This is a genomic window from Pseudomonas sp. GM78 (assembly GCF_000282475.1).
Taxonomy (GTDB): domain Bacteria; phylum Pseudomonadota; class Gammaproteobacteria; order Pseudomonadales; family Pseudomonadaceae; genus Aquipseudomonas.
This window is the reverse complement of the sequence record NZ_AKJF01000098.1, coordinates 40,822-51,913: the sequence shown is the minus strand read 5'-3', so window position 1 is coordinate 51,913 and position 11,092 is coordinate 40,822. Positions and strand designations below refer to the sequence as shown.

At 57.5% G+C, this 11,092-nt stretch carries 10 protein-coding genes; 3 read left to right on the top strand and 7 right to left on the bottom strand.

The annotated features are described in order from the left end of the window. Both PMI35_RS35925 and PMI35_RS14560 read left to right on the top strand, forming a co-directional pair. Positions 1 to 96: hypothetical protein (locus tag PMI35_RS35925; RefSeq protein ID WP_008060391.1), on the top strand; the 96-nt coding region annotated here is incomplete at its 5' end. Positions 97 to 302: 206 nt separating this feature from the next. After that, the gene (locus PMI35_RS14560) at positions 303 to 1,760 is read left to right on the top strand and encodes an ESPR-type extended signal peptide-containing protein (RefSeq protein WP_008060386.1); all 1,458 of its coding nucleotides are present in this window, start codon (positions 303 to 305) and stop codon (positions 1,758 to 1,760) included. A gap of 98 nt (positions 1,761 to 1,858) precedes the next feature. Here the strand turns inward: PMI35_RS14560 and PMI35_RS14565 are convergent, their stop codons facing one another. The 4 genes from PMI35_RS14565 to PMI35_RS14580 all read right to left on the bottom strand — a co-directional run bounded on the left by PMI35_RS14565 (position 1,859) and on the right by PMI35_RS14580 (position 5,388). Next, positions 1,859 to 2,167 (bottom strand): hypothetical protein, encoded by a 309-nt coding sequence (locus PMI35_RS14565; protein ID WP_157295698.1) that lies wholly within the window; start codon positions 2,165 to 2,167, stop codon positions 1,859 to 1,861. A 213-nt stretch (positions 2,168 to 2,380) separates the two neighbouring features. Continuing rightward, a complete protein-coding gene (locus tag PMI35_RS14570; RefSeq protein WP_008060383.1) occupies positions 2,381 to 3,481 on the bottom strand; it encodes a polyamine ABC transporter substrate-binding protein in 1,101 nt (366 codons plus the stop codon). 127 nt (positions 3,482 to 3,608) lie between these two features. Beyond that, positions 3,609 to 4,424: a carbon-nitrogen hydrolase family protein gene (locus PMI35_RS14575; RefSeq protein WP_008060382.1), complete on the bottom strand. Its 816-nt coding sequence runs from the start codon at positions 4,422 to 4,424 to the stop codon at positions 3,609 to 3,611. Positions 4,425 to 4,770: 346 nt separating this feature from the next. Then, the gene (locus PMI35_RS14580; RefSeq protein ID WP_008060381.1) at positions 4,771 to 5,388 is read right to left on the bottom strand and encodes a LysE family translocator; all 618 of its coding nucleotides are present in this window, start codon (positions 5,386 to 5,388) and stop codon (positions 4,771 to 4,773) included. A 65-nt stretch (positions 5,389 to 5,453) separates the two neighbouring features. Between PMI35_RS14580 and PMI35_RS14585 the strand changes: the two genes are divergently transcribed. Continuing rightward, positions 5,454 to 6,371, top strand: a complete 918-nt coding sequence (locus tag PMI35_RS14585; protein WP_008060380.1) for a LysR family transcriptional regulator — start codon at positions 5,454 to 5,456, stop codon at positions 6,369 to 6,371. Between the two features lie 88 nt (positions 6,372 to 6,459). Here PMI35_RS14585 and PMI35_RS14590 read toward each other — a convergent pair whose 3' ends face one another. The 3 genes from PMI35_RS14590 to PMI35_RS14600 all read right to left on the bottom strand — a co-directional run bounded on the left by PMI35_RS14590 (position 6,460) and on the right by PMI35_RS14600 (position 11,064). Further along, positions 6,460 to 7,572, bottom strand: coding sequence for a class II histone deacetylase (locus PMI35_RS14590; protein WP_008060378.1), 1,113 nt, complete (start codon positions 7,570 to 7,572; stop codon positions 6,460 to 6,462). A gap of 64 nt (positions 7,573 to 7,636) precedes the next feature. Continuing rightward, positions 7,637 to 9,100, bottom strand: a complete 1,464-nt coding sequence (locus PMI35_RS14595) for a purine-cytosine permease family protein (protein WP_008060375.1) — start codon at positions 9,098 to 9,100, stop codon at positions 7,637 to 7,639. A gap of 176 nt (positions 9,101 to 9,276) precedes the next feature. Beyond that, positions 9,277 to 11,064 carry a choline dehydrogenase gene (locus tag PMI35_RS14600; RefSeq protein ID WP_008060373.1) on the bottom strand — a complete coding sequence of 596 codons (1,788 nt, stop codon included), beginning with the start codon at positions 11,062 to 11,064 and terminating at the stop codon, positions 9,277 to 9,279. Positions 11,065 to 11,092 lie beyond the last annotated feature (28 nt).

Sequence of the window (11,092 nt, the reverse complement as noted above, 5' to 3'; positions counted from 1 at the left end):
ATGGCGGCCGATGTCTACCGCTTCCTGTCCTTCGACCAGATTGCCGAGTTCCGTGAAGCTGCAGCGAACGCCCACATTCCGGTCGTTCAAGCCTGACGCTGCAACGCTATAAAAAACGCCGCCCCTCGTTAGAAGGGCGGCGTTTTTTATAGCCCTGCGCCTGTAGTGCATGCACTACAACACTCTCGTGCTTCCCCGATCCTCCTCCACCCAGTCACGCCAGGAGAATGGGCCATCCGACCGATACATCCGGTCGCTGAACCCACATTGGCGCCGAACCTCGGTGCCCGAGGAGATTGATCATGAACAAGTGTTTTCGGGTGATCTGGAACAAGGCTCGGCATGCCTGGGTCGTGGCTTGCGAGTTTGCGTTGGGCAGTGGCAAGCCGGGACGTTCCAAAAGAGTCGTGGGTGCTTCGCTGGCACTGAGCATGGCGTTGCTCAGTGATCCCTCCGCCGCGTTGACCGCGGCGCTGGAAGAAGTGGAAGAGAAGAACCTCATCTGGATCATGCAGATGCACGACCCGGATGCAAGTCCGCTGGTGCAGATGGGCTTGCTCGGTGCCGGTCTGGCGGCTTATGAAGCCGGCGGCGGTTCGGCTGGCGCGCCTTACAGCATGGCCATCGGTGACGCTGCCACGGTCGACGCGGGTGCATCTGACGCCATCGCCATCGGCAAAAATGCACAGGTCACCGGTGGTGCCTACAAAAGCATCGCCATTGGTGCCGATGCCATGGTCGACGACGTCGCCGGTGGCATGATGGGTCATCAGAGCAGCAGCAGTATTGCGCTGGGTGACCGCAGCCGCGTCGGCAAGAATTCCTGGGACAGTGTCGCCGTCGGCTACGGCGCGGAAGTGGCGGACAACGCGGACTTCGGCGTCGCCCTCGGTTCCTTCGCCAAGGTGCAAAGCAGTGCCACCCGTTCCATGGCGCTCGGGCAGCATGCAACCGCCAACCATGCCAACAGCGTGGCGCTGGGTGCCTACACCAGGACCGACCGGACCAACAGTGTGGCGGTCGGTGGCAGGCAGATCACCAACGTCAACGCCGGTACCCAGACCAACGACGCCGTCAACCTCGGCCAACTGACCCAGACCAACCAGACCGTCAGCGGCCTGGCAGGCTCAGTGAGTACGCTGAATGCCAGCATGACCACCCTCACCGGCAATGCTTTGCTGTGGGACGCCGGTACCGGAGCCTACAAGGCCATGCATGGCGGCCTGCCCGGCAAAATCACCGACCTGGCGGCGGGCACTGCGGCCACCGATGCGGTGAACAAGGGCCAACTCGATAGCCTGGCCAGTACTGTAGACATTATCAACAACACCGGTACCCGCTACTTCAAAGCCAATTCTACCGGCACCGACGCCAGTGCGGCGGGTGTCGATGCCATTGCCATTGCCATCGGCGAGGCCGCCAAGGCGTCCACCACTGAAAGCCTGGCCGCCGGTGCCAATGCCCAGGCCAGCGGCATGCGCAGCACCGCAGTGGGCGGCAGTTCCATCGCCAGCGGCGAACGCGGCACTGCGCTGGGCCACAATGCCAGCGCCAGCGGTAACTTCGGCACGGCCATCGGTGCCCTGGCACGCACCAGCGCAGCAGCCTCCGATGGCGTGGCGCTGGGGTTCAACGCATCGGTAAGCAACGGCAACAGCGTGGCGCTGGGTGCCAAAAGCACCACTGACCGGGCGGACAGCGTATCGGTCGGCCATGGCCCCCTCAAACGGCAGATCACCAACGTCGCCGCGGGTACCTAGGACAACGACGCGGTCAACCTGCTGCAGCTCAAGCAGACCAACCAGTCTGTCAGCGACGTGGCCGATAGCGCCCTGCTGTGGGACGCCAGCAAAAATGCCTACACCGCCGAACGTGGCGGTGTGGCGGGTAAGATCAGCGGCCACCCGTGAGAGTGCCTGGGTTCGGATGGCGAGCCACCGCCGCCGCTGAGACCTTCAAAATCGTCCACAACTTCTCGAGTTTTTACATCAGACGTCATCAACGGGTCCGCCACCAGTACCAGCACCAGCACCAGCACCAGCACCAGCACTCGGTACTCGGTACTCGGTACTCGGTACTCAAGGATCATGCCGGCAATCTGACGAATATGGGATTCACTAAGCGGCGCATCCGCATAGAGATTCATTAGATTTTGAACCTGGGTCATTAAAAGCTGAATCGGGCCGTAGGAGCCCTACCCTTGACCTACATTACATTGCTTGGAGCTTCCATTTCAGAAGCTGCTCTTGATCGATTACCACCTGCTAACTGCAGAAATAAGCCAAACGCAGCCAGCCATGACCGGTAGAGAACGGCCAGAAGCGGTCACTGTGGATCTCCAGGGCAGTGCGAGCAATGGCCCTAATCGTCCTTCTGCAGATCAACTGCCAGTCCTGATCTTGCTCCAGAGACGGGTACGTACACGCTCCATTTTCATCGATATCGGCTCAAGCGGGAACAGAGTATCCAAAACCTGCTTCGACGGATAAACGTCAGGATTATTGCGAATATTCTCCTCGACCAGAGCGGTGGCGTCCTTGTTGGCGTTCGGATATGCCAAATAGTTGGAGGACTTAGCGATGACCTCAGGGCGAAGCATGTAATTGATGAAGGCCATTCCTTCCGCTGGATTCGGGGAATCGTTAAGCAGCACAAGGTTTTCCACCCAAACCGGAGCACCTTCGCGAGGAATGCTATAGATGATCTTGCGGCCGTTACCAGAAAGTCTGGAACTCTCTTGTGCCCCGAAAACTCCGCCAGCCCAGCCGAGCACAACACAGACGTCGCCATTGGCCAAGTCAGCGCTGAATTTAGATGAGTCGAAGTAACGGATGTACGGGCGCAGCTTCAGCAACAGCGCCTCAGCTTTCCGGAAGTCCTCAGGACTCTGACTGTTATAGGGCAGCCCAAGGTAATGCAGTACTATCGGAAAAATCTCACCCGGTGCGTCCAGCATGGCCACGCCGCATTGGCTTAACTTGGCGAGGTTCTCCTCTTTTAAAATCAGATCCCATGAATTGACCGGAGCATCCGGACCAAGGATCGACTTGACCTTGTCCGCATCATAACCAATCCCGGTGGTAGCCCACATATACGGAACTGCGTATCGATTACCTGGATCGTTAGCTTGTAACTTGGCAAGGATATCCGGGTTTAGATGGTGATAATTGGACAATTGCGCGCGGTCTATTTCCTTGAGGACACCGGCCTTTATCAGGTTCGGCAACAGCCCATCAGTAGCAATCACCACGTCATACCCGCTACGACCGGTCATGACTTTACTTTGCATGACATCGGCGTTATCGAACGAGTCATACGTCGCTTTGATGCCAGTTTCTTTGTGAAAATTTTTCGTCGCATCCGGTGCGATAAAGTCGTACCAGCTGTAGATATTCATCTGGGGCTCAGCCGCCTCAGTGCAGAGGATACTTGTACTCAACAGTGAGGCAAGGACTAGCTGTAAACCGACTTTCGGGTTCATCTGGAGACTCCGGAGCGATAGCGCTGTTTAAAAACCAGCGCTGCGCCTGCTGATTGTTAGATTTATAGGGCAGGGCCGACATCGGCAAGATCAACAACGTATTACCAAGGAAAAGAATTCGAGCGACTCAAGGAATCAGCAGCTCGCGACGACCGTCCGTATGCTCAAGTTGCACACCTGTTAGATGCAGGCGACGGTCGTTCAGGTAGTCGTAATCCCGACGGGACTCCTTGAGCTGGTCAAGGTCAAGTGTGACCACCTGCTGACACTCCTCGCGGCCGGCCTCAAACATTATTTGTCCGAACGGATTGACCACTGCGCTAGCCCCCGCGAACACCAGGCCGTCATCCCCTTTTCCCACCCGATTCACCATGACAGCAAACGCCTGGTTTTCCTGGGCACGGGCCATGATTGCCGTGCGATGGACCGGGCCATAGGGATCCATGTTGCCGTTAGTGACCAGTATCAACTCGGCGCCGAGCTGTCCGAGGGCGCGGGCGCTTTCCGGGAGTTCGATGTCGTAGCAAATCAGGATGCCTACACGCAGGCCCTTCCACAGTGCCGTGACATAGCGGTCACCCGGCTGGAACAGACCACGCTCCGATGGCCACAGGTGGGTTTTGCGATAGCGCAAGGCGATACCTTCGGGCGTCACCAGTACCGAGGTGTTGTAAAAAATGCCGCCATCATTCTCCGCAATGCCGACGACGACCGAGACATTACGTTTGCGCACCAGTTGCTCGATGGCCTGCAAGGTGGGGCCATCCAACGGTTCGGCCACACTCGCCAATTGCTCGGCATCGACAAATCCCGTCAGGTGGGTTTCCGGGAAGATCAACAGATCCGTGTCAGCCGCGCAGGTAGCGATGGCCTCCAAGGTACGCCCGAGGTTGTGAACGACATCACCATCACGGCCAGCCAGTTGCACCAACTCAATCTTCATCTCTGTTCCTTGCACAGTTAAGTAAGGGCCCAATCCGCCAGGGTTGGCCAGAGTATGGAGCGCGGTAGAGCGACGCGTAATTACCCCCCTGGGGTAACTACAAATGAGTAGTGACGTGAAAACGACATTGCAGGATAGGGGGCGACAATCAGTGAGCGCCCGCTTATCCAGACGGGGCTCGCCCCGTTTGTGATTGATTCAGTCGCTTTGCTGGATTCCACGTCCGCGTTAGGAAAGGCAGCTCCGAGTTGTTGATGTCCCTCGAGACAGGCAGCAATCGGCTAGGTCGAGAAGCAACTCGAACATGCGGCGTGCTTGAAAGGCCCTGCGCAAGGGTTAATTCAACTCAGACTGAACGCTGAGCGATTGTCAGTAGCATCCCGAAGCTCACGAGTAGGCCGCCAAAAATTCGGTCAATCCATTGTCGTGCAGCCACCAATTTCTCGCGCACCATCCCCGCTGAGAAGCAAAACGCGACGAGGCTGAACCACACCGCGTGCGCCCCAGCGATGAACAGCCCATATGCAATTTGGATTGTCAGGGCGGTGTCCGGTTGTATAACGCCCATGAACAGACTGACGATGAAGATCGATGTTTTCGGATTCAACGCGTTCGTGACAAATCCTGTACGCAGAGCTGCCAGATCTGACATGGCGGGAGGCGGTGCGTCCGGCTGTTCCATAGCTGGCTTGGAACGAAGCATTTGGATGCCTAGATAGACAAGATACGCAGCTCCAGCCAGCTTCAGCGCGTTGAACAACCAAGGCGATTGTTGAAGCACTAACCCTAGTCCGAGCAGCGTATAGCAGACGTGGACAATTACCCCCATACCAATTCCTACAGCTGTGAGAATGCCCGCACGTCGAGACAGCAGCAATCCATTGCGAGAAACCATGGCGAAATCTGGCCCAGGACTGATGCATGCGAGTATTGTAATGGTGATTACTGCTATCCATTCGCTCATGCGACACCCTTCAATTATTGGTAGTAGAAAGCGATTTTTACAGATCCTGCTCTTTGGTAATAACGATGGTTTCTGATGAACATAGTGACTTCAAATCACTAATCACCGAGGCTCGCCTGCCTTCTCTGCTCGCGTTGCGTTGCTTCGAATCCGCCGGACGGTTCGAAAACTTCGCACGCGCGGCTGACGAACTGCACCTGACACCAGGAGCCATAAGTCGAGCAGTGCGCTTGCTTGAAGAGGATCTGGGCGTTGACCTGTTCGAGCGGCGTAACCGAAGGGTTTTTTTAACTGACGCCGGCAAACGCCTGGCGAAAGCAGTTAGTGAAGGGCTTGGATTGATGAACCAGGCAGTTCGCGAGATACGCACCGACGCCCGTCGTACCCGTCAGCTTGTCCTGTCCTGCGAGCCAACGCTTTTAATGCGATGGTTGATTCCTCGCTGGAACGACTTCCAAACACAACATCGGGGGCTAGACATTCATTTAGTGGCCGGCGGCGGCATCTTTTCATTCGACCATGGCATCGACTTGGCCATTCGGCGGGACGATTTTCCTCGCCCCTCCGACTATCATGCTGAGACCCTATTCCCTGAGAAGATCGGCCCTGTATGCCGGCCGGAAAAGGTAGATCAATGGTTTGGCAAAAGCAGGAAATGCCTGCGTTCCTCGGCCCCGCTGCTTCAGACTAATAGCCGACCTACAGCTTGGGAGGAGTGGGTTATTGCAAAAGGACTGCCCGCTCCTGCCATGGAGATGCAATCTTTTGAGCACTTTTATTTCAGCATCCAGGCGGCTGTCGCGGGCCTGGGGGTGGCCATTGGCCCATGGCACTTAGTGCATGACGATATCCAGAGCGGCGTTTTAGCCGCGCCATTAGGATTTATTGAAGACGGCTCACGCTATTGCCTGTTATCTCCCAACCCCCCTCAGCCAGGCAGCTTGGAAATGGATTTACTTAATTGGTTGCAGACAGTGGGCTGAGTCTTGTCGAGGCGCAGCGCTTGTCAGCACTGGCGCCTCATCGCCAGATGGCTCGCCCCCTTCGGTGGAAGGCTATTGAAATTCCCCGTTATCGCGCGCTCTTGGATCCATCAGGTACTCCCGTGAGAAGTTGTTCACACGCTCGTATCGCTGCGTCATGGTGCGGCAACAAAGCTTGTTCCGGAAGATTCGCGACTGTGTTCATCCATGGATCCTCGACTGCGGTTCGCCGCCCTGCAAGTGTTTCAACCACGGCAAGACCGCAGAATGGTCCCATCAGCGGATCGTAGCCCCCCTCATGCACAGCGACGACCCGCGATTTGCACACTTCTTCAGCCAGATTCATCACCTGAGTCGTCAGCTCGCGATATGCCCCGGAGTACAAGAGTTGGCGGCCAAAGGGGTCCATCGCAGCGGAGTCAAATCCGCTCGCAATCACGATGAGATCCGGTTGAAAACGGCGGACCGCAGGCATTACGATACGCTCGAACGCGCCCAGGTAGGCCCCTCGGCCCGACCCTGCGGGTAGTGGAATATTCAGGTTGGCACCTAGTCCGGGACCCGTTCCGATGTCTTGTACCTTTCCGCGTCCGATGGGGTAAAGGTCGTCCTGGTGAAGAGAGATCGTCAGCACCGACGGATCGTCATAAAAAAGGGTCTCGGTCCCGTTACCATGATGAACATCCCAGTCGATGACCGCGACTCGTTTCACCGCTCCTGTTTGCTGCAGATGGCGGATTCCGACCGCGGTGTTGTGGAATATGCAATAGCCCATACCCTGATTGGCAATCGCATGATGTCCTGGCGGTCGAATGAGCGCGTAGGCGTTCGTCACAGTACCCGATACAACTGCATTGAACGCCGAGATGACAGCGCCTGCTGCAAGTCTGGCAATGTCTGCCGATCCTGGTCCGACGGGCGTTTCACCGTCGCCTGCATCGCTCCAGACAGGACCGGTCGGGTTCAGGATTCGATCGACATACTCCGGAGTGTGTACCCGCAACAGATCGGCTTCAGAGGCCGGAGTGAAGGGTAGCGGAACAAGGTATTGATCGAGGCCGCTTCGCTTGACGAGGCTTGCAAAGCGTCGCTTGGTATCGCCCTTCTCAGGATGGTCGATGGGTTCCTGCCACGGTAGGCTCCAAGCCCGCGTGTCATGAGTCATAAATCTTTCGTCCCAAATCCAGCCGGTTGTCGTCATGGTTCTAACTCTACTTTTTCGTGTCGATAGGGATAAGTTCTTTGCCCGAAACATCGGGCTGCCTTCATAGCTCGCCAGCTATTCCTTCTTTTTCCACCAGGCTTCGCTCGTAGCTCAAATCAAGAGTCCGAGATGTGAGCAAATAGAGGAGGCTTGCGACTACAAGACCTACAAACATCGAGATGTCGATATCACCCATCCGGTGAGCTATCCATCCAGTGAAAGGCTCGGTGACAAAAAACGGCACCATCGTCACCAGTGCTCCGATATAGGCGACGTTTCCTTGCCATCCCCATCGGCCGTAAATACCCGCCGGATTGAAGAGTTCGCGGATCGAATAACACCCCTTGCGAACGATATAAAAGTCCACCAGGTTTATTGCAGTCCATGGTGTGAACAGATAGGCCAGAAATACCAATACGTTGCCGTAGAAAACATTGAATTGTTCCTCCCCGACCATTGCCGCGACAACGCCTACGGACAGGGTCATCGCGACGATTGTGATGCCCCTCAAAAACAACGATGGCCGGACCCGACGGAAACAGTCAACGATCGAGATCAGGGTCAAGCTGCCTCCGTAAGCGTTGAGCGCCATCACCACCAGAAGACCGATGAACAACAATGCGACGGCTATTCGACCACCTCCTGCCATCAGGGCGTCGCCACCTTGCGCGATCGCCATGATGACGGAGACGCCGGGGGTCGCTGCCGCGAGTAAGGAGCCAAGGCCGATCACCCATAGCGCTGATATCGCTGAAGGCAGATAGGTCCACAGGAACGACGATCGAGTGGAAACGGTGGGTGGGAGGTAGCGGGAGTAGTCCGATACGTATGGCGCCCAACCAAGCTGGAAACCTGCGACGATTACGAAGGTGGTCGCGAACGAATGCCATTGAATGGGCCCCGGAGTGAAAGCCCCCGAAGGAATCCCGCCCCGCGCCACTGCAGCAAAGGTGAGTATCACGACCGTCAAGGCCAGCGGTGCGACCAGGAATCGGTTAACCCGATGGATCCACCGGTAGCCATACAGCGCCAAGGTGCCGGCGATCAATACCGCGATTGGGAACCCCCAGGAAGTTGGAATCCCGAGGAGGAAATGCAGACTCGATCCTGCAAGGATCGCGTCGGCGACGTTGTAGTTGAAGTAGTTCACAAAGGCGAAGACCCACACCGTGATTGCGGCCCCTAAAAATCCGAACTGTGCTCTGGACTGAACTAACTGCGGTAGACCCAGGTGAGGCCCCTGCGAAGAATGCAGAGCCATGAAAAGGGTTCCGAACAGTGAACCGAACACGGTGGCAACCAGAGTCCAGAACAGTGAACCGCCAAGCGCCAGTGTGGTAACGCCGGTAGCCATTGCGGTCAGGTTGATGTTGGCAACTAACCACACCGCACCGAGATGTCGCACCGTGCCATGGCGCTCCGACACCGGTACGAAATCTACAGAGCGCCGTTCCGCACCATCGAGTCGGCCCTGCTGAATAACAGGCGTCACCGTGGCTGTTTTCCCGTTTGATGTCGTTCCCATTTTCTTGTTTTCCTAATTGAGATTGATCGGGGCTGAATCACTGAGGCTTCATTCATCAAGCTTTCTGGGGCACCCTCCAATTGCTGGTCAATCGCAGTAACTTTTATTACCTGTACAGCTGAAAGCAGAACGAAAGCTCGATTATGCGAAGCTTCGTTGCCCGGTAACGCTGTGACTCAACCCGCCACCATCGGCAGCTGTTGTCCCTTGGCATTTTCCAATAACGCGGCCGCTAGCCGATTTCGCTCGCTGGAATAGTCTCGGGTGATATTGGGGCCGCGTTGCCGGGTGGCCCATTGCGGATCTGCCAGTAACTCGGCGCCCTGCGCCTCCGGCAGGTGGCGGCCACGGATCAAATCGGACAGCCGCTCGGCCAGCATCAGTGTTGGTGCCTGCAAGTCGCCAGCTGTGGCAGCGGGCATCAGCGAGGCATCTACCACCCGCAGCGCCTCCACGCCGCGCACCCGACCGTCGGGGAATGTCACCGCAGCTTCGTCGCTGCCCATACGACAAGTGCCGCAGGGATGGTAGGCGCTTTCCAACTTCTGCTTGAGAAAGGCATCTATGGCCGCATCGTCCTGCACTGCCGCGCCCGGGGCCAGTTCTCGGCCCCGATAAGGGGCGAAGGCCGGCTGGGCAAAGATCTCCCGCGTTAGGCGCACGCAGGCCCTGAACTCCGTCCAATCATCGCTATGGGTCATGTAGTTGAAGCGTACTCGCGGCAAACTTTCCGGACGGGCGTCACGCAGCCTGACCCAACCGCGGCTCTTCGAACGCTTTGTGCCGACATGCACCTGAAAGCCGTGCCCGGCGGCGAGTGTCTGCCCGTCATAGGAGATGGCCAGCGGCAGGAAGTGAAACTGGATGTCGGGATAAACGATGCCCGCCCGGCTGCGAATATGACCGCCGCTCTCGAAGTGGTTGGTCGCACCAGGCCCGCGCCGGGTAGCGAGCCACTCGATACCGATCTTGGCCTTGCCCAGAAGGCTCTGGGTGGGAAACAGGCTAACCGGCTGGGTGCACTCCATCTGGAGGTAGAGCTCCATATGATCCATCAGGTTTTCGCCCACTTCGGGTGAGTCATGGATCACCGCAATACCCTGCTGCGCGAGCTCCCTCGCAGGTCCCACGCCCGAGCGCTTGAGGATCACCGGAGACATGATGGCCCCAGCTGACAGGATGACTTCCCGCGTGGCCATGGCTCGGGCAGGCTTGCCCGCTACCGAAAACAAAACACCGGTTGCTCGTCGGCCATCGAACATCACCCGGTCAACTAGGCCGCCCTTGATTACACGTACGTTCCCCCGGGCGATGGCAGGCCGCAGATAGGCCCGGGCAGCGCTCATGCGGCGCCCGTCGCAAACGTTCATTTCCATCGGTCCGAAGCCTTCGTGCTGCCGATTGTTCATGTTGTCACTTAAAGCGTAGCCGGCCTCGTTCCCGGCTTTGACGAAGGCCCGATAGAGTGGATTGGTTTCCGGCCCCCGCTTGATGTGCATCGGCCCATTGAACCCGCGCAGAGAGCCTCCGCCCTCGACGTTTTCCAGACGCTGGAAGTAAGGCAGCACGTTGGACCAGCGCCAGCCATCGGCACCCAGCGCCTCCCATAGCTCATAATCTATGGGGTTTCCGCGAACCCAACACATGCCGTTGATCGACGATGAGCCGCCCAGCCCTTTGCCACGGGGCAGGTTCACTTGCCGCCCATCCAGGCCAGGCTCCGGCTCGGTCTTCATGCCCCAGTTGAAGCGTTTGGTGTTCATCGGGATCGACAGTGCGGCCGGCATCGACACGAAGAGCGAGGCATCGCTGCCACCCGCCTCGATCACCAATATCCGCAAGTCCGGGTCTTCACCAAGGCGATTGGCCATAACGCAACCGGCTGCGCCGGCACCGACGATGATGTAGTCATAACGCCCTTCGTCTAGCGGGCTGGATAACGATGTTTGCTTAAGAGTCGACATGGTAATGATTCCCACAGACGTAATGCTG

What these genes read in the sequence shown, in the direction of transcription:
- PMI35_RS14580 (WP_008060381.1), bottom strand. Translation starts at nt 5,388, where the DNA reads ATGAGCGAATGGATAGCAGTAATCACCATTACAATACTCGCATGCATC.
- PMI35_RS14590 (WP_008060378.1), bottom strand. Translation starts at nt 7,572, where the DNA reads ATGACGACAACCGGCTGGATTTGGGACGAAAGATTTATGACTCATGAC.
- PMI35_RS14585 (WP_008060380.1), top strand. Translation starts at nt 5,454, where the DNA reads ATGGTTTCTGATGAACATAGTGACTTCAAATCACTAATCACCGAGGCT.
- PMI35_RS14595 (WP_008060375.1), bottom strand. Translation starts at nt 9,100, where the DNA reads ATGGGAACGACATCAAACGGGAAAACAGCCACGGTGACGCCTGTTATT.
- PMI35_RS14575 (WP_008060382.1), bottom strand. Translation starts at nt 4,424, where the DNA reads ATGAAGATTGAGTTGGTGCAACTGGCTGGCCGTGATGGTGATGTCGTT.
- PMI35_RS14560 (WP_008060386.1), top strand. Translation starts at nt 303, where the DNA reads ATGAACAAGTGTTTTCGGGTGATCTGGAACAAGGCTCGGCATGCCTGG.
- PMI35_RS14600 (WP_008060373.1), bottom strand. Translation starts at nt 11,064, where the DNA reads ATGTCGACTCTTAAGCAAACATCGTTATCCAGCCCGCTAGACGAAGGG.
- PMI35_RS14565 (WP_157295698.1), bottom strand. Translation starts at nt 2,167, where the DNA reads ATGACCCAGGTTCAAAATCTAATGAATCTCTATGCGGATGCGCCGCTT.
- PMI35_RS14570 (WP_008060383.1), bottom strand. Translation starts at nt 3,481, where the DNA reads ATGAACCCGAAAGTCGGTTTACAGCTAGTCCTTGCCTCACTGTTGAGT.